18 protein-coding genes are annotated in these 17,885 nt (G+C 67.8%); 10 read left to right on the forward strand and 8 right to left on the reverse strand.

The annotated features are described in order from the left end of the window. The first annotated feature begins 2 nt into the window (after positions 1–2). From ACFXHA_RS32680 to ACFXHA_RS32720, 9 genes are read left to right on the forward strand one after another with little or no spacing between them, the layout of a single operon-like run. The gene (locus tag ACFXHA_RS32680; RefSeq protein WP_379362958.1) at positions 3–1,403 is read left to right on the forward strand and encodes an MCE family protein; all 1,401 of its coding nucleotides are present in this window, start codon (positions 3–5) and stop codon (positions 1,401–1,403) included. Further along, positions 1,400–2,422 (forward strand): MCE family protein, encoded by a 1,023-nt coding sequence (locus tag ACFXHA_RS32685; RefSeq protein ID WP_379362960.1) that lies wholly within the window; start codon positions 1,400–1,402, stop codon positions 2,420–2,422. Before ACFXHA_RS32680 ends, ACFXHA_RS32685 begins: the two co-directional genes overlap by 4 nt. Next, the gene (locus tag ACFXHA_RS32690) at positions 2,419–3,432 is read left to right on the forward strand and encodes an MlaD family protein (RefSeq protein ID WP_379362962.1); all 1,014 of its coding nucleotides are present in this window, start codon (positions 2,419–2,421) and stop codon (positions 3,430–3,432) included. Before ACFXHA_RS32685 ends, ACFXHA_RS32690 begins: the two co-directional genes overlap by 4 nt. After that, entirely contained in the window at positions 3,432–4,535 is a 1,104-nt protein-coding gene (locus ACFXHA_RS32695) for an MCE family protein (protein ID WP_379362964.1), read from the forward strand. The genes ACFXHA_RS32690 and ACFXHA_RS32695 overlap by 1 nt, the downstream gene beginning before the upstream one ends. Further along, the gene (locus tag ACFXHA_RS32700; protein WP_379362966.1) at positions 4,532–5,656 is read left to right on the forward strand and encodes an MCE family protein; all 1,125 of its coding nucleotides are present in this window, start codon (positions 4,532–4,534) and stop codon (positions 5,654–5,656) included. The genes ACFXHA_RS32695 and ACFXHA_RS32700 overlap by 4 nt, the downstream gene beginning before the upstream one ends. Next, entirely contained in the window at positions 5,653–6,828 is a 1,176-nt protein-coding gene (locus ACFXHA_RS32705) for an MCE family protein (RefSeq protein ID WP_379362968.1), read from the forward strand. The genes ACFXHA_RS32700 and ACFXHA_RS32705 overlap by 4 nt, the downstream gene beginning before the upstream one ends. Positions 6,829–6,857: 29 nt before the next feature. Next, positions 6,858–7,736 carry a hypothetical protein gene (locus ACFXHA_RS32710; protein WP_379362970.1) on the forward strand — a complete coding sequence of 293 codons (879 nt, stop codon included), beginning with the start codon at positions 6,858–6,860 and terminating at the stop codon, positions 7,734–7,736. Continuing rightward, the gene (locus tag ACFXHA_RS32715; protein WP_379362972.1) at positions 7,733–8,995 is read left to right on the forward strand and encodes a TetR/AcrR family transcriptional regulator; all 1,263 of its coding nucleotides are present in this window, start codon (positions 7,733–7,735) and stop codon (positions 8,993–8,995) included. The genes ACFXHA_RS32710 and ACFXHA_RS32715 overlap by 4 nt, the downstream gene beginning before the upstream one ends. After that, positions 8,980–9,972: a hypothetical protein gene (locus ACFXHA_RS32720; RefSeq protein ID WP_379362974.1), complete on the forward strand. Its 993-nt coding sequence runs from the start codon at positions 8,980–8,982 to the stop codon at positions 9,970–9,972. The genes ACFXHA_RS32715 and ACFXHA_RS32720 overlap by 16 nt, the downstream gene beginning before the upstream one ends. Here ACFXHA_RS32720 and ACFXHA_RS32725 read toward each other — a convergent pair. After that, positions 9,892–10,452, reverse strand: a complete 561-nt coding sequence (locus ACFXHA_RS32725) for a TetR/AcrR family transcriptional regulator (protein ID WP_379362976.1) — start codon at positions 10,450–10,452, stop codon at positions 9,892–9,894. The genes ACFXHA_RS32720 and ACFXHA_RS32725 overlap by 81 nt on opposite strands. 101 nt (positions 10,453–10,553) lie before the next feature. On the opposite strand from ACFXHA_RS32725, the gene ACFXHA_RS32730 reads away from it, so the two are divergent. Next, entirely contained in the window at positions 10,554–11,021 is a 468-nt protein-coding gene (locus ACFXHA_RS32730) for a DUF4383 domain-containing protein (RefSeq protein ID WP_379362978.1), read from the forward strand. On the opposite strand, the gene ACFXHA_RS32735 is transcribed toward ACFXHA_RS32730, so the two are convergent. From ACFXHA_RS32735 to ACFXHA_RS32765, 7 genes are all read right to left on the reverse strand, one after another. Further along, positions 11,011–11,145, reverse strand: coding sequence for a hypothetical protein (locus ACFXHA_RS32735; protein ID WP_379362980.1), 135 nt, complete (start codon positions 11,143–11,145; stop codon positions 11,011–11,013). The genes ACFXHA_RS32730 and ACFXHA_RS32735 overlap by 11 nt on opposite strands. Before the next feature lie 95 nt (positions 11,146–11,240). Continuing rightward, complete coding sequence (locus tag ACFXHA_RS32740; protein ID WP_379362982.1) at positions 11,241–13,001, reverse strand: serine/threonine protein kinase; 1,761 nt, start codon at positions 12,999–13,001, stop codon at positions 11,241–11,243. Further along, the gene (locus tag ACFXHA_RS32745) at positions 12,994–13,749 is read right to left on the reverse strand and encodes a PP2C family protein-serine/threonine phosphatase (protein WP_379363451.1); all 756 of its coding nucleotides are present in this window, start codon (positions 13,747–13,749) and stop codon (positions 12,994–12,996) included. Before ACFXHA_RS32745 ends, ACFXHA_RS32740 begins: the two co-directional genes overlap by 8 nt. Then, positions 13,749–14,219, reverse strand: coding sequence for an FHA domain-containing protein (locus tag ACFXHA_RS32750; protein WP_379362984.1), 471 nt, complete (start codon positions 14,217–14,219; stop codon positions 13,749–13,751). The genes ACFXHA_RS32745 and ACFXHA_RS32750 overlap by 1 nt, the downstream gene beginning before the upstream one ends. 17 nt (positions 14,220–14,236) lie before the next feature. Further along, positions 14,237–14,896 carry a 4Fe-4S cluster-binding domain-containing protein gene (locus ACFXHA_RS32755; RefSeq protein ID WP_379362986.1) on the reverse strand — a complete coding sequence of 220 codons (660 nt, stop codon included), beginning with the start codon at positions 14,894–14,896 and terminating at the stop codon, positions 14,237–14,239. Beyond that, positions 14,893–16,731 carry an AAA family ATPase gene (locus ACFXHA_RS32760; RefSeq protein ID WP_379362988.1) on the reverse strand — a complete coding sequence of 613 codons (1,839 nt, stop codon included), beginning with the start codon at positions 16,729–16,731 and terminating at the stop codon, positions 14,893–14,895. Before ACFXHA_RS32760 ends, ACFXHA_RS32755 begins: the two co-directional genes overlap by 4 nt. Further along, positions 16,728–17,882: a hypothetical protein gene (locus tag ACFXHA_RS32765; RefSeq protein WP_379362990.1), complete on the reverse strand. Its 1,155-nt coding sequence runs from the start codon at positions 17,880–17,882 to the stop codon at positions 16,728–16,730. Before ACFXHA_RS32765 ends, ACFXHA_RS32760 begins: the two co-directional genes overlap by 4 nt. Positions 17,883–17,885: the final 3 nt, after the last annotated feature.

The following is a 17,885-nucleotide window of genomic DNA, read 5'->3' on the forward strand; positions in this document are numbered from 1 at the left end:
CGATGATTCTCGATCCCAGCGGGCGGGGCCCCACGGCCCGGCAGCTCACGCTGGCCGGACTCGCGCTGATCGCCACGGTGACGCTGCTGGTGTATCTGCTGATGCTGCGCTACAACGGCCGCTTCGAGGACAAGGTGGCGGTGACCGCGGAACTCACCAGTACCGGCGACGGGCTGCCCGCGCACGCCGACGTGAAGTTCCGCGGCATGGTCGTCGGCCGTGTCGAGGACGTGACGGTGGTGGCCAAGGGTGAGCGGCAGCGGGCCGCGCTGGCCTTGAAACCCCAAGTGGCGGGGACGATTCCGGCGACGGTGGCGGCCCGGGTGATCCCCAACAATATCTTCGGGGTGACTGCTGTCGAACTGGTCGACACCACGCCCACCGGCGCGGGGCTGCGGGCCGGGGCAACCATTCCCGAGGACACCAGTGCCGCGACCGTACAGTTGCAGACCACGCTGAATGTGCTGCGCACCGTACTGAACAATATTCAGCCCGAGAAGCTCGGGCGGGTGCTGTCCACGCTGTCGGCCGCCCTGGATCCGGCCGCGCGCGTGCCCGGCTCCACCATCGAGCGGCTGGATCACTGGATCACCGAGGTGCGCGGCATCGACGGAATCGGTGATCTGCTCGGCAATCTGGGACGCGCGGCTTCCGCGCTGAGCGTGTCTGCCCCGGATCTGGTGGGGACCCTGGCGAAGTCGGTGACGACCGCGCGGACACTGACCGAGCAGCGGGCCGCGCTGATGAGCCTGCTCACCAGCGGCGGCAGTGCGGTCGACACGGTCAACGGCTTGTTCGCCCGCAATCCGGATTCCGGCAAGTTCCTGGTCTCGGGGCTCAACCAGCTCTTCGGCAGCCTGGCCCAGGATCCGCAGGCGATTCCCTATGCCATCGCGAATCTCAATACCGCGCTGCAACGGTTGCAGGGCACGTTCACCTTCGGGCCCAAGAAGCAGATGGTCTGGAAGATGGACGTGACCTTCACGCCGTTCCAGCAGTACACGGCGCAGGACTGCCCGCATTACGGCGATCTGGCCGGACCGCGCTGCGGCGGGTCGACCGTGCCGCAAGCCGCTCCCGTGCAGGAGTTTCCGCAACAGCTGACACCCAAGTGGCTCGACTCCGCCGGTCCCGCGCCCGTCGTCGCATCCCCGGGTCAGCCGAATCTGCCTGCGATTCCCGGTCTCCCGGCGATCCCCGGAATCCCCGCGATCCCTGGCCTCACCGCCCCCGCGTCCACGGGCACCACCCCGCCCGCGGCCGAGGCGACTCCGGCCGGTTTGCGCGGCACCGACGCCATCGCGGCATTGGTCGGCGGCAAGCCGAATGCGGCGCAGGTGCTGCTGCTCACGCCCATCCTGGCGGGCGGCTCCCTGGTTCCCGCCGACGGAGGCGCCTCGTGAAATCCGGAAAGGCCCTGGCGGGCTTCAGCCTCTTCGCCGTGGTGGCGGTGGTGTTGACCTACACCATCTGGTCGACGCTGCAGCGCTCGGTGCCCGGCGGCACGCACAACTATTCGGCGGTGTTCTCCGACGTCCTCGGTCTGCGGGTCGGCGACGACATCCGCATGGCCGGGGTGCGCGTCGGGCGGGTCGACAAGATCGCCTTCGCCGACGATTACCGAGCGCGGGTGGACTTCCGCATCCAGGACGACCAGCATCCGACCACCACGACCAAGGCGCTGGTGCGCTATCAGAACCTCATCGGGCAGCGCTATATCGCGCTGATGCCCGGTAAGGACGCCGGTGCGCCGATGGCCGCGGGCGATCAGATTCCGATCGAACGCACCGAGCCGTCCTTCGATGTCTCCGCACTGCTGTCGGGATTCGAGCCGCTGTTCAGCGTCCTGCAGCCGGATCAGGTGAACTCGTTGTCGGAGACGCTGATTCAAGCGTTGCAAGGCAATGGGGTATCGCTGAGCGCACTGGTGACGCAGGCCGCGCAGTTGGCGAGCACGTTCGGGCAGCGCGACGAGATCCTGGGCCAGGTGGTCGGCAATCTCTCCAGCGTGATCTCCGGGCTCGCGCATCGCAGCAATGACCTGGAAACGCTGCTCACTCAGGCGCGGGCGCTGACCGAGGCACTGTATTCGCAGGGCACCACCTTGAAGTCGTCGGTGGAACGCGTTGCGACGGCGACGGATTCGCTGGTGAACATTATCGCCGCGGTGAAACCCGGTGCCGCCCGCGCGCAAACGGATGCCTCGGCCGGTGTCGCGCTGCTGCTGCTCAACGGCGCGTCCCTGGACAAGGCGGCCGTCGAATTGCCCGACGTCCTCAATGGTGTCGCGCGGTTCAGCAGTTACGGCGCGTACGGCAATGCCTACCTGTGCAGCCTCGACGTCTCGCTGTGGGGCGTGCTGCTCCCGCCCGGTCTGTTCAATCAGATCGGCGGCCAATCCCATTCGGAGGTGTGCCGATGACGCGGCGACTTCGCTACCCCGGCTTCCTGCGCAACCGCCCGCTGCGGCTGGGTTTGTACGCATCCGGATTCGTGGTGGCACTGCTGATCGGATCCAGCGTGCTCGAGCAGGCGCAGCTGGGCGACAAGACGATTCACGCCGAGTTCGCCCAGGCGGCCGGGCTACGGCCGGGCGCGACGGTGGATGTGTCGGGCATCGAGGTCGGGCAGGTCAGCGCGGTCAAGCTGGACAACGGCAAGGTGCTGGTGGACATGCGGGTGCACGACGACGTCAAGCTCACCGACGAGGCGCGCGCCGCGATCAAGATGTCGACCATCCTCGGCCGGCTGCACGTGGATCTGACGCCCGGCAAAGGCAAGTCGATGGCCGGGGACCGGATCAAGCTGGATCACACCTCGGTGCCCTACAACCTGGGCAAGGTGGTGCAGGATCCGCAGTACAAGAACTCCTTCGAGCGCGTCGAGCAGCTGGATCCGCAGAAGCTGAGGCAGGCACTGGATCTGGTGGATCAGCAGATGGGCAACTCGCCCGAGCTGACCGTGCAGGCCCTCGACAGCGTGGGTGCGCTGGCCAAGGTCGTCAATGATCGCCGCGACGAGGTGGACACGCTGCTCAAGGGCATGGACACCGTCTCGCAGCTGGCCTCCGACAATCAGAACAGTGTGTTGCTCCTGCTCACTCGCGGCGAGCAGATCGGCAGCGCGGTGCAGCAGCGGCAGACGCTGTTGAAGCAGCTGCTCGACAATGTCGCTTCGCTGTCGAGCCTGCTGCAGCAGATGGGTCTGGAGAACAACAACCAGCTCGGACCGCTCATCACCGACCTGAACACCATGTCGCAGGGCCTGGAGAAGAACAAGGGCAACCTCGACCAGCTGTATCAGATCATGCCGGTGACCTTGCGGCAGTTCAACAATGTGCTCGGCGACGGCCCGTACGGAAACGTGTACGCGCCATGGCTGTTCCCGGACAACTGGCTGTGCCTCGCGCAGGCCGTGCAGGGGTGCAAGTGATGACATTTCGCAGACTGAAACTCGCCGCCGTGTGCGGTGCGCTGCTGCTCACCTCGGCGTGCGGGATGCTGCCCGGTTCGCTGAGCTCGCTGCCGAAGGAGTATCTCGGCGCACGGATGAAGATCACCGCCGATTTCGAGAATGTCGCGGGCTTGTACGCGGGCAATGATGTTGCGGTACTGGGTGTTCCGATCGGCACCGTCGAAACCGTCACACCCAAGGGCAGTTACGTCCAGGTCACCATGTCGCTGGACAGCGATGTCAAGATTCCCGTCGATGCCGTTGCCGCGCTGGTCAATCCACAGCTCATCACGAATCGTCACGTGGAGTTGGCACCGGCCTACACCGGCGACGGCCCGACCCTGAAGGACGGGGCCTATATTCCGTTGGAGCACACCCGGGTTCCGGTCGAGCTCGACCGTATCCTGGCCACTTTCTCCCAGCTCGGCGCGGCGCTCAAGGGCGACAACCAGTCCGGGCCGATGGCCAGCCGGGTGCTGTTCCCGCTGCTCAACGGCAATGGCGACAAGTTGCGCGACACCCTCGATGCCTTGTCGTCGGCCTTCGAGGTCACCTTCGCCAACAAGGACCAGATCTCCAACACCATCATCAAACTCAACGACATCACCCAGGTGATCGCCTCCAACGACCAGACCGTGCGCGATTTCAGCGGGCGGCTCACCGACCTGGTCAACCTGCTGGGCGAGCAGGCCCCCGGGATCGAGGCGGTGTTGAAGCAGCTCGACGACTTCGTTACCAATACGTCGACCCTGGTGGGGCAGAACAAGGATCAGCTGGCCGGGGCGCTGACCCGCTTCGTCGGCATCACCGATCAGATGCGCGCCAATGCCCGCGGACTCACCGAGATCGTGGACGTCGGCCCGCTCATGTTCCAGAACCTGGCCAATGCCACCAGCGTCGAACATCAGGCCCTGCGTCTGCACGGACTGTTGGACAAGTCGCTGCTCGACGGCGAGATCCTCTCGACCTTCTGCCAGCGCATCGCCATGCGCCTGGACGGTTGCCGCACCGGCAAGGTGCAGGATTTCGGCCCCGACTTCGGGCTCACCGCAGCACTCTTGGGAATCGCGAACCTGAAATGAGACTACGCACAACGGCTCTCGGCGGCCTGCTCACCGCCACGACCCTGCTGGCCACCTGCGGCTGCGCGGTCACGGTGGACACCCTGCCCATGCCCAAACCCGGTCTGGGCGCACCCGGTTACACCGTGCACGCGGCCTTCGCCGACGCGCTGAATCTGCCCGACCACGCACATGTCAAGATCGGCGGCTCGGATATCGGCGTGGTCACCAAGATCAAGACGACCAATTTCCTCGCCGACGTGCAGATGTTGATCCGCCAGGACATCCAGCTGCCCAAGGGCACCACCGTCGAACTGCGCCAGGGCACCCCGCTCGGCGACATGTTCGTGGCCATGACACTGCCCTCGGCGCAGGACGCCGGTGATCCGCTGCGCGACGGCGACACCATCGGCGTGGATCACACGGCGGCGGGCGCGTCGGTTGAGCAGCTGATGATGTCGATCTCGTTGCTGCTCAACGGTGGTGGCATCAATCAGGCCGCCAAGATCACCGGGCAGCTGGACTCCATGTTCGCGGGGCGCGCGCCGGAGCTGTCGCATCTCATCACCGAGATGACCGCGGCCATCGGCGCGCTCAATGCCCGCACCGGGGATATCGATCAGGTGCTGGGCGGGATGAATTCGCTCTCGGGCGAGTTGGCCCGGCGCAAGGCCGAACTCGGTCAGGCGGCCGACACCTTCCCCGCGCTCATCGGGCTGCTCACCGAGAACAATCAGCAGATCGTGGACCTGCTGGCCAAGGTGGCCACCACCACCGACGCGCTCGGCGACTTCGCCACCACCACCGGCGGGGACTTCGTGGGTCTGTTCAACAGCATTCAAGCGCTGATGTCGGGGTTCGCGCAGAGTGATCAGCTCACCGGAACACTCGACGGGCTGCACCAGATCTATCCCTCGCTCATGGCAAGTCTGCGCGGTCCGGCGCTGGCGGTCGCGGCGACCGTGTCGTATCTGAGCGTCGGCGCGCTCACCGATCCCAGCGGCAGTCGCTGGCCCGAGCTCGGGGATGTGGGGCAGTTCATCGGCAGTCTGGCGCAGGTGCTGGAGAAGGTATTCGGGCGGGTCACCAGTCCGCCGCAGCAACCCGACACCCAGCCCGGCCAGCAGGGAGGAGATCGATGAATCCGCCACTGTGGCACTGGGTGCTGCGGCATCGCATCGCCATCGCGAATATCGGGCTGATCGTGGTGCTGGTCCTCGGGTCGGGATACATCGGCGGGTATGTGCTGCGGTTCAACCCGATTCCGCACACCTACCGGGTGACGGTCGAGCTGACGTCTTCCGGCGGGCTGCTGCCCGGCAATGACGTCACCTTCCGGGGCAGCCGCATCGGCAAGGTCGCCGACGTGCACGTCGCCGGGGACGGCGTCGCGGCCGTCGCCGAAATCGACGACAGCGCACACATTCCCGTCGGCGGCACCGTCGCGGTCGGGCGGCTCTCGGCCGCTGGGGAGCAATACCTGGACTTCCGGCCCGACTCCGACACCGGGCCCTACCTGCACGACGGCGCGCGGGTCGAGCGGGCGCGCACGAACATCCCGGTGCAGATCCAGGCGGTGTTCGCCAACCTCAGCGACCTCATCGGCGGCATGAACCCCGACCGGCTCAATGTGATCATCGACGAACTCGACAAGGCACTCGCCGGAGGGCCGGACCGCTTGCGCAACATGATCTCCGGCATCAGCCGGGCCATGTCCGGGCTGGACGGACTGCTGCCGCAGACCCGGCAGCTGCTCGAGAATCTCGAGGTCATCGCCGACACCACCCAGCACGCGCAACCCGACCTGGGCACCCTCACCAAGGCGGGCAGCGTGCTGTTCGACCAATTCGCCTCCGCCGACCAAGAACTGCGCAAACTGCTCGCGCAAGGACCGGGCCAGCTGGAGACGCTCAACGGCTTCATCACCGAAACCCAGGACCCCATCACCAATCTGGTGACGAACTTCGTGGCCGTCACCAAGGCCGCCAAGCTGCGCGCGCCGGCGATCGCTGCACTGTTCCCGGCCTTGCGGATCGGCTCACAAGCGCTCGGGGTGCCCGCACACGACGGGGCCTACAACACCCTCGTGGATCCGTGGCCGCGTCCGAGCTGCGACTACGACACCATCCCGGTAGTGCCCACCGATATCCAGGTCGACAACCGGGTCCGCCTCTACAACTACTGCGTCACCTCCAATCCGGCTCTGCAGATTCGCGGTTCGGCCGACGCGCCCCGGCCCGACGTGCCCGACAACGGGGCGACCGCGCCGCCGGGGGCCACCGGCAACGAACTGTCCCAGCCCATCCCCCGCTAGCCCTGCCGCTGCACCCCAGGAGACTTCCCTTGAGCGACACCACGATTCAGCCCGCTGACGAAGACATCACCGAGACCCCCGCCACCACCGACCCAGCAGTCGGCAGCTCACCCGCCGCTGCCCCCGTCCTCGCCGGCGTGGACGACTCCGAAGCTTCTGCCGCCGCGGTCCCCGCCGCTCTAGACAGCAGCCAGGCTCCCGCTGTCCTCATCCCCACCGGAGGTAGTTCCCCCGCCGATGAGTCAGCGCACGACGACCAGCGCGACCGCGCGACCATCGACGCTGCCCCCGACACGGCGACGGCCGATGACCCTGGCGCGACGCCGCCACGCAGCGATGGATCGACAGTTGTTGCGCGCGTCCGGAAGTCACTCCTCGCACGCCGGTCGCTGCCCGCCCTCGGCAGACGTGGCCGGATCGTGGCGCGTGCGGCGGGTGTGCTGGCGCTGGCGGTGTCGATCGGTGCGAGCATCGTGTTCTACCAGCACGACGCCCACTCCAAGGAGCTGCTCGACGCCCAGCAGCAGGCGCAGGCCGCCGCCTGCAAGTACGCTCCGCTACTGGCGACCTACGACGCCAAGAATCTCGACGCCTATTTCAGCTCCGTGCTCGATGGCGCGACCGGGGACTGGCGCAAGCAGTTCGATTCCACCAGCAAGGATTTGCGCGAGGTGCTGAGCCAGGGTCAGGTGGTCTCCAAGGCCACCGATGTGCAGTGCGCGGTCCGCAATGCCGACCGCAATTCCGCCGAGGCCATCGTGGTGATCGGCCAGACCATCACCAGCCTGGGCACGCAGGGCAAGCCCGCACCCGGTCAGCTGTCGATGGTGATGCGGCTCGAACGCTCCGGCGACCGCTGGCTGGTGAACAAGGTGAATTCGCCGCTGGCGCAGCAGCCGCAGCAGTGACGCCCGCCGCCATGCCCGCCCCCGATCCGGGTGCGCGGGCCGTCCGCCGACGCCCGAAGAACCGGCGGGCACAGATCGCCGCGGTATCGGCGGCCGAATTCGCGGCGCTGGGCTATCACCGGGTCAGCATGGAGGACATCGCGACCCGGCTCGGCATCAGCTCCACCGCGCTCTATCGGCACTACCCGAGCAAATACGCGCTCTTCGCCGGGGAACTGCTGCGGCTGGGCGAAGTGACGGTGGCGGCGGTGAGCCTGCCCGAGGTGGCCGCCGACTGGCCGGCACGACGACGGCTCGGCTACGCCATCGACGGCATCATCGCCGAAACCATCTTCAACCGGACCACCGTCGGACTGGCGCGGTGGGAGCATCGCTACCTCGAAGAGCCCGACAAGCGCACGGTGGACGAGCATTTCGCCACCGCCCTCACCGAACTGAGCGCACTGATCGGGGCGGTGCGACCGGAGTTGCCCGAGCACGAGCGACGGATCCGGGCCGTCGGCGTGTTCAGCGCGGTGAGCTGCCTCGGCGACCATCGAGTCGCCCTCGCCGCGAAACCCCTTGCTGTGCTGCTGAATCAGGCCTGCTGGGCACTGGTCGAAACGGATCTCCCCGTCTCGGCGCAGTCACCGCCCCCGCGTGCCGTGGAGATACCGCACACGCTCAAACACGAACTGCTGCTGCAGCATGCGGTCCGGCTGTTCTACGAGCGCGGCTACCCGAATGTCGGCGTCGAGGACATCGCCGCCGCCGCGGGACTGCCCTCTGTGTCGGCGGTATACCGCTACTACCGGGGCAAGGGCGACCTGCTCAATGCCGCCTTCCGCCGCGCCGCCGACCGCATGACCGCCGTCATCGGACCGACCCTCGCCGAATCCGGCACTCCGGCAGAGGCATTGACCAAGCTCGTCGACATGTACGTGGCCGGAGCCTTCGACGAACGCGAACTGATCTACGTCTACTTCGCCGAATTCGGCCATGTCCCCGACGACGAACGCGCCACCCTGCGCGTGGTCCAGCGCCTCGTCGTCGCCGAGTGGGCGGGTCTGCTGGCCCAGGTCCGCCCCGGCCTCACCACCGCTGCCGGGCACATTCTGGTGCACGCCGCCCTCGGGCTGGTCGTCGACTACGGTCGCGTGTTCGGCGACACCGAGCGAATCTGCCCGCGCCAGTGGGTGATCCGCCTCATGGAAGCGGTGCTGTTCGGCCCACCCGCACCCGGTCCGTCCGCCAGTCTGAACGCATGCACTTCACCCTGAGCGCCGCACTGACGGCCCTCGCCGCCACCGTTCTCGTGCTGCCCGCCGTCGCCATGCCTACCGCCGCAGCCGATTCCGTGCGTCTGCCCGGCTCGATCGACATCCCGTGCGCGGCGGCCACCCTGCACCAGAACGCCGACTGGTATCTGCCGGACGGGACGCCGCGTGCCCTGATCTGGTTGCAGCACGGGTTCGCCCGCGACGGCGGCAAGGTCGCGGACCTCGCCCACACCTTGTCCGGCGCGGGCTATCTCGTCTTCGCGCCGAGCCTGCCGTTCTTCGATCCCGCCGGGTGCACGCTGCAGAACCTGGGCGACAACACCGCGTTCCTGGATCACATCGCCGAACTGTTCTCGACGGCAACCGATCCCGATAGCGTCCTGGCCGCAAGCCTCGCCGCGGCCTCGGCGGGCACCGGCCACCCGCCACCCGCGATCCCACCGGCGGCGGTCTTCATCGGCCACTCGGCAGGAGCCGAGGCTGTCGAATACGTCGCGCACCGATTGCACGCCGGCCACCCGGATGCGTGGCCGAACCTGCGCGGATTGATCCTGCTCGACCCGGTGAAGTCCTTCCTGGGCAACAACACCGACGCGGCCCTGACCGACCTCGACCCGACCGGGCTGCCGATCCTCACCATCTCCGGCCCGCCCGGCCTGTGCAATAACTTCGGCAGCGGCACCACGGCGCTGCAGGCCCTGCTGCATCGACGCTTCCTCGGGGTTCGTCTGCCCTTCGGCGAGCACACCGACGCCGAAGGCGCGAGCTCCGACATGGTCGGCGAATTGGCTTGCGGCATGCCGCAATCGGCCAATGTGTCGGCATTGAAGCAACTCACCACCCGCTGGACCGACGATTTCCTGTCCGCTGCCGGCGACGATCCGGGGACTGCGGAACTATGTCCGCAAGGCCCGCTCGAGCCCGTCTGCGACCCGATCGAGGGGCTCGGTACTGTCCTCGGTACGGCACAGCACTAACGCACCTTCCAACCCCGCGATCAGCAGAGTAGCCAGGTTGGTCGCATCGGGTTCCGGTATCCCATTGCGCTGCAAGCACTCCCGGAAGAAGCCCTGCCAGCGGCGGAAGACATCGCGTGCGGCGGTGACCAATTCGGCGTCCTCGGGGCCCGCGCCGAGGGCGACCGCCGCGATCGGGCACCCGGCCGGATAGCCGCCGCCGGTCATCACCATCTTCGCGGCCGCCAGGATGGCGCGCATGGCCGAGACCGGATCCTGATTCGCGCACACCGCCTCGATGGCCGGGCCCGCGGCGCCGTCCACGAGGCGCACGACTTCCTCGGCCAGCTCGGCCTTGCCGCGTGGGAAGTGGTGGTAGATGACACCGCGATGGGTGCCCGCCTGCTCCACGATCTCGCGGAAACCGGTGGCGGCGTAGCCCCGGGCACGAAACAGCAGCGCGGCCTGGCGAATCATGCGCATGCGAGTGTCGCGGGCCACCGAACCTCCCTCACAGCGGTTGACTAAGACAGTAGTCCTAGAACATACTCGCATCGATTTCTAGGACACCTGGCTTAGAACCGACAAGGGGGCCCACCACCGTGCTGCTGGATACTCTCCGCACCTACACGCTGCGCTACGTCACGGCGATCTTCGAGACGCCGCTGCAACTGTTCGCGTTCCTGGCCGGGGCCTGGTTCACCGCCAACGGCATCATCGCCTTCGGCATCTACCCCGATATGGCGTTCGGCGGCGAAATGCGTTCCTGCACCATCCAATTCCTCGGTTTCATCCCCGTCACCGTGAACGGCTGGCACGCGCTGTTCCACCTCATCAGCGGCATCGCCGGACTGGCCCTCGCCACCCGCCGCAATCGGGCCGAGTTGTTCGCCCTGATTTTCGCGCCCTACTACCTGCTGGTCGCGATCCTCGGATTCCTCGGCGGCGACCAGGTCCTGCACCTGATGGCCGTCGACACCTTCGGCAATATCGTGCACACCGTCGAGGGCACCGCGCTGCTCGCAGCCGGTGCCCTCGCCTCGCTACGGGGCCGCGCAGCTATCGCTTGACGTGGGCCTCGGGCCCATCGCACCACTGCTCGGCAGGCACCACGGCCTTGACCTCGGCGATGTGCTCGCCGCAGCCGGCCCAGGTGGTCTTGCCACAGGACTCACAGGGGACAGGTTGACACACAGTGGACTCCTCTCGTTCGGATGTTCGAACGAGCATCTATATCACAGTCACCCGGCCGGCCCCCGCGGCATCCTCCACGCAGCGGTCGCGCGGCATCAGAGTCGGGCCTCCTGCCGGAGCGCGGCGAACCAGGTGATCTCGTTGGCGAGCGCCAGATTCGGATCCGTCAGTCGGCGGCGGACACCGGCGACGTAGGCATCGGCGACCGATTCATCGCCCGCGGCCAGTAGCAATGCGTAACGGAGTACATGCGTGCGCTGTGGTTGATGGCCGAACGTGATATTGAAGCCGTGCCGTTGGCCCAGATCATCCGCGTGCAGAACAATGTCGTGCCAGTCCGCGTCGATGATGGTGTAATTCGGCCGGTCCTCACCGACCAGGCTGCCCAGCAGTTGTCGTTCGTACAGCACGCCGATCGTGTCCCCGGCACCATCGGTGGTCACGAGACTGCGCAGATCGGCCACCGAGCCGACGGGGTAGCCGCGGTAGGTCAGTGCTGCCGAGGGAGCCAGTTTGGCCGTGAAATAGGTCGCGAGCTCTTCAGGTCCCCAACCGTCCCCGTAGGACTTCAACTCCGAATACGAATTGCCCGTGCGGACATCGTCGGTGAGCCAATTCAGCAGTGCCGCACGACCTCTGCCGGTCAGCGCACGGGCCGCCGCCTCGGGATGAGTCGACATCGCCACGCCCAGTTCGGCACTGTCGTGAAAAGTGCCGACTCCGGGCAGGGCGAAGGGCGTCGAAGCGCGCCGACCCGCGGTCGATTCCGATGCGGCGGTCGATTCCGGTGTCAGAGCGGGTGTCGGGTCGCCGCGGCGCACCGCCGGAGACTGACCCGCCAGCCAGGCCTCGACCTCGTCGAACCCCCAGCGCAACTGGGGATCGCGGGTCAGCAACCCGCTCAGCAGCAGCGTCCATCGACCACGGAGGAACGATGGCATCGGCAGGGCCTCGACCGCCGTCAGGGAGATATCGCGGGTGTTCAGCTCGGCATCGACGACGCTGTTGGGCAACTGCGTGCCCTGATCGTCCTCGAAGTAGCCGTGCCCCATCAGAACCCGCAGCATCACCATTCCGACGCTCCACCAGTCGTCTTCGACCCGCCAGCGCTGGGGCGCGCCGGGGGCGCTGTAGGCGGCTGTGCCATTGCCCATGTTGGTGATCTTCGAACGGCCGGCAAGATCGACCAGCAGCCCGAAGTCGGCGAAGACCAATTCCAACGGTGTGTCGGTGCGCACCAGAATATTGCGTGGATTCACATCGCCGTGCACGAGTGTGGTGTGGTTCGGATGCTGGATGGCATGCAGTTTCGTCACCACCTGTCGCAGGATCTCGACTGCGAGGTCGTGTGAGGAACCCGCCGGATCACGGTCGAGGAGAAAGCTTCCGAGCGAACCGAATCGGCAAAACTCCATGACCTCGTAGTGGATGTCGTTATCGCTGCCGCGTTCGAACACGTGGACGGTGTACTCGTCACGGAAGCTGTCGCGGTACTCGGGCGAATCGAGGTCGATACGGTATCCCGGCACGTTGTGGAAGAGCTTGATCGCATACGGGTGGCCGTTGGTGGCCCGACACAGCCACACCGTGGCCTCACCGCCCTGCCCGAGCTTGCGTTCCATGGTGAACCGCGCCGCGAGAGTCGAGGGCAGCGGCTGGAATCGTTCGGGTGCCGCACCGTCGATCCGGGTCTCGGGCGCGGGCGGGCGCGGCCCCACACCCGGGTGTGATGGCTCGGGCGCAACGCCGGCGTCCATCCGGGTCTGCGGCGCACCGCGGCCACGGGCGTCCATCCGGGTTTCACCGGCCGGTGTCCGGCCGGAGTCAGGACCATCCATCCGTGTGCGGTCAGCCATGTTCGATTCCTTCGTTGTCGGGACAGCGGCGCACCTGGACCACGGTCACGTTGTCGCCGCCGCCGCCCGCCAGCGCCAGATCCCGCAGCAGGACCGGCAGTTCGGCGGGCGCGGCGCGGATCAGGCGTTCGATCGCCTCGGGGTCGGCGTAGTCGTCGAGGCCGTCGGTGCACAGCAGGATCCCCGGCCCCGACGGCATTCGGCAGTCGAAGAACGCGGGTTCCAGGAGCACTCGCCGCCCGGCGCCCAGCGCCTGCTGCAGCAGATTCGATCCCAGCGCACGGTGATCGAGCGACAGCTGCGCCAGATAGTTCCCCTCGAGCCGATAGGCCCGGGAATCGCCGACATTGAACACCAGCACCGAGGCGTCGGGCAGCACCGTCACGCCCACGACGGTGCAGCCCATGGCGTGCAACTCCGGCCGCTGCTCACCCAGATCGTTGAGGCCATCCGAAATCTGTTGCAGCAGTTTGCCGATCACGACGCGCAGGTGATCACCGTCGGTGATGTCCGCGATCGCGTCCGGCGCGGTGAGGCTTTCGCAGGCCACCCGGCTGGCCGTCGCGCCCCCGGCATGCCCGCCCAGACCGTCGCACACCACAATGGTGGTGGGTCCGGTGACCTCGACGTCGGTGGTCACGCTGACGGGTGTATCACCCTGCAACGACCAGCCACCCCAGCCCAGCGCGTCCTCATTGTGTGCACGTGCGTGGCCCCGGTGGGACACCGCGTTGATCCGCAGTCGCATCACGGCCCCCATTCGATGGTGATGGGAACATCGGCGGCGAGTCTGAGCGTGTCGTCGCGACCAACGGCCCGTTCCTCGTCCCGTGGGATGCGCATGTCGTTCACGAAGGTTCCGTTGATCGAGGTATCGGTGACGTACAGGAGGTCGCCGTCGTAGCGCAGCTTGCCGTGCAGTCGCGAGACATTGGTGTAGGTACCGAAAACCGTTGCGGCGACATAGTCTTCGTGACGCCCGATGCCGATGGTCTGTCCGGCGAGGATGCGCAACCGCGCGCCCGAGCTCACCACCAGCTCCACCGCCGCGGCGGGCCGCTCCTGCCGATCGGGTTCGGGCGGCGGTGGCGGTGACGGCGGTAGCGGCGCGATCAGGTCCCCGCCGCAGAGTCGGCATTGCAGCGTGTGTGGCACGCGCCGACCGCAATTCGGGCAGTCGATGCCATCGTCGTCGGAGGCGTTCGATAGCGGCATCATGCGAGGCTCCCTTCCCGTCAGGCCAGCCATGAGGCGTCGCGGACTTCGACGCCGCGCGCGGTCAGCGCCCGGCCCAGCGCATCTGTCGCGCCGGGCAGCGGAATGCCCACCAGCCGAACGCATTCGCCGTCCACGTGCACACCGAGTTCGCGGCGCTGCGCGGCGAAGGTCGTCCGCAGCGCCGCCTCGTGGTAGCGCTGTGCGCCGAGCTCGCTGAGCACGTGCACACGCTGATTCGAGGAGCCGCGCAGGGCGTCGGCACCGGCGCGGGCCGCGACGAAGGGTTCGCTGACCAGGACATCGACCAGGCCGGTCAGCCAGTCGAAGCGTTCCTCGAGCCGCTGCCGGGACCGGCCGGAGTACAGCAGAATGTCCAGGGGCAGGGGATGATCCGTGCGTCGGATCCCCTCCAGCAGTGCCCGCAATGCCGTCGGCTGATCGGTCGGCTCACCCCCGGAGACGGTCACGCCGTCCAGCGGGCCGTCGATACCGCGCAGCCAGGACAGCACCCGCTCCACATCGCACCGGGTGCGCTCGTCCGCCGGCCAGGTATCACGGGCCAGGCAGCCCCGGCATCCGACGGTGCAGCCCTGGAACCACACGCCCGCGCGCACTCCGTAGCCGAGATTGCCGACCGGATAGTGCAAGCGCGACAACAGCATCGACGGGGGCGTCATCCCAGCATCACCGTCCAGCCTTCTCCGGATTCCGTCAGGCCCACCACGGTCGTGGCACGGGTGCCCGCCGGCAGTTCGAACAGGGCGCGCGCCAGCGGATTCACCAGCATCGCCTCCACGGTGGCGGCCACTCCGCCGCCGCCGAAGTCGAGGCGGGTCAACGCGATGTCGAGCAGTTGCTTGTGGACCGTCTCCTCGATGGTCACCGTGATACCGGTGCCCGCCCGGACCCGTGCCACGACATTGCCCACGAACAGCGGAACCAGCTCCGCCGCGGTCTCTTCGGAGATGAAGTCGAACACGACGACGTCCTCGCCGATGCGGCGCAACAGCTCCGGTCGGCCGATCTCCTTGGTGAAGAACTCCCCGATCGCGGCCCGGATCGTCGATTCGACGGTGCCGTACGGTGTTCCGCGCGCCACCACCGGCACCCGGCGGCCGCTGTCGTCGGTGCGATAGACGCCCAGATTCGAGGTGAACACGATCAGCGTCTCGGAGAAGTAGACCGTCGAGCCGCTGCCATCGGTGAGCCGGCCGTCGCCGAGGATCTGCAGGAACTTGTCCAGAATGCGCGGCGCGGCCTTCTCGATCTCGTCGAAGAGGATCAGCCGGAAGGGTTGCTGCCGTACCGCATTCGTCAGCTCGCCGCCGCTGTGGTGGCCGGAGTAGCCCGGTGGCGCGCCGATCAGCCGGGCCTCGTTGTGCTCGGCGGAGAACTCGCTCATGTCGAAGCGGACGAACGCGTCGGCACGCCCGAAGACCAGTTCCGCGATGGCCTTGGCCAATTCGGTCTTGCCCACGCCCGTGGGGCCCGCGAAGAACAACACACCTTGCGGGCGCGTCGCGACTCCGGCGGTGTGCGCGCCGCTGAGTCCCATGGCCGAGCGAATCAGGATGTCCACCGACTTCCGTACCGCCACCGGCTGTCCGAGCACCTTCGAACCCAGCAGTCGCGCGCCCGACCCGATGCGCTCGCGCAGCGCGGGATCCTGCCAGGGGTTGTCGGGAATGCCGACCCGGAAGGTGCGCACCGCGTCCTCGATCCGGGCCGCCGGAATCCGCCGGTCGATCGCCAGCCGGTTGACCTCCATGATGGAGCGCAGGGTGAGTCCGCTGGTTTGCGCGGCATAGCGGTCGACGAGGGTGTGGAATTCCGCCGAATCATCCTCGGGCGCTTCGGGGAGCGAGGAGACCAGCAGCGAGACCACGGCACGGCGTTGGGCCAGCCCGGGCGCCGGGATGGAGATCACCCGGGCCAGTTGGCCGCCGACCATCCAGTGCGGGAGATCGTTCTCGCCGTCCAGCAACCAGAACACGGTGTTGTAGAGCGAGGTCAGATGCGGCCCGGCGACCTGGCGGCGCGGTGCGACGGCCATCAGCCGTTCGGCGGTGACCAGCATCCGGTGCAGTTCGGGATCGGCGAAATCGGCGGCCGGGACGAACCGGGACGCCGAGTCGAGGATCAGGCAGCACGGGCGGTCGGAGTGCACGACCTCGTGCAGCAAACGCGGCAGCAGGCGCAGCGGCCCCGCGGCCGCCGCCGCATTGCCCGGCTGCGCCGCCCGGATCAGGCCGGCCGCCACGCCGTCGGTGTCCATCAGCACGCTCGCCCCGTGCACCGGATCGACGACGATCACCGATCGGTGCCCGGCCTCGGCCAGTAGCATCCGCAGCGCTTCCGGCACGGTCACCAACCGGCTCGCCGCACCGCCCACCGTGGGAAGCAGGACCAGGTCGCGCAATGCCCCCGTCACCATGATCTGCGGGTTCGCGGCCAACGCCACGTCGATTTCCCGCAGCCACGCCGGCAGCGCATCGATGAACGGCGAACTCATGCTTCGGATCTCCCCTCTCGCACGGCTTTTCGAGCCACCCGGGCACCCGGCGCGGTCCCATCCGCAGCCAGGTGTTCGGTGGCGAGCGTCTGGACGGTCACCAGGCCGGCGGCGGAATACCGGACCCGCTCGGGCAGCACACCTCGCGCGCGCAAACCGTCCGGCAGTCCGCGCAGGTCCGCGCAGATCGCCGACTCCGCCGCGGTCGTGTCCTGTGCCGCCGCGGCGGTGGTTCGCACGGTGCGGATATCGATCTCGCCGTCGACGATTCGGGCCCGCACTCCCAGGATCGTCGAGCCCGGTGCGGCGAGCACGATCGATCCGGCGGTGTCCATGGCGACCGGCGTTGCGGCATAACCCATTTCGGCCAGTGCCTCCTCGACGGCGGTCAGCACGAAACGGCGCTGTCGGGCGTTGTTCTCGAGCACCGACCGGGATTCGATGAGCTCGCGTGCCCGCCGCAGATCCTCGCCGGCGTCACCGGCCCGATCGAGGGTCTGCTCGGCACGGTCCAGCATGGCGGCGGCGCCGCCGTTGTCGCCGAGTTCCGTTGCGGCGTCGCGAAGTTCGGCCAGCAGTTCGCGTCCCTCGCGCAGCTGTCGGGTGGCGGCGTTGGCCGCAGCGATGCGGGAGTCGAGACCGCTCAGCAGCAGTTCGCCTCGGGCCGGATCGGCGCTGCCGCACACGGCTATCCCGGCCTGCTGCAGCTCGGAGGACGGTTCGAGCAGGGTGGCGAGCAGGCGTTCCACCCGTGCCGCCAGCCGTTGCCGCCGGTCGGCGACGACAGCGTCCATCGTGGTCTCGGCGCGCTGACTCCGAGAGTGAGCGGCGGAGTTCTCCCTGCGGCTCAGGTCGGCCAGCGTCGCGGCGAGATCTCGATCGATCTGCTGGGCCCGCCGACGAATCTGCGCCGCCTGCACCGCCGGCTCGGTGTCGCCGAGCAAGCTTTCCAGTCGTGCGCATTCCGCGCTGATCGCCGCCGAGTTCGACAGTGAGCGTGGGTCGGCGCTCGCGAGGGCGGGCAGCCCGGCCGCGACGCATCGCTGCGACATGCGTCCCACGCGGGCCGACAGCAGCCGGAGCCGCTGCTCGGCCTGTTCGCGCAGTACCGGTTCGGACACCACCCGGTAGCTGATCCCAGCGCTGCTCATCGG

This window comes from Nocardia sp. NPDC059240 (assembly GCF_042753865.1).
Lineage (GTDB): Bacteria > Actinomycetota > Actinomycetes > Mycobacteriales > Mycobacteriaceae > Nocardia.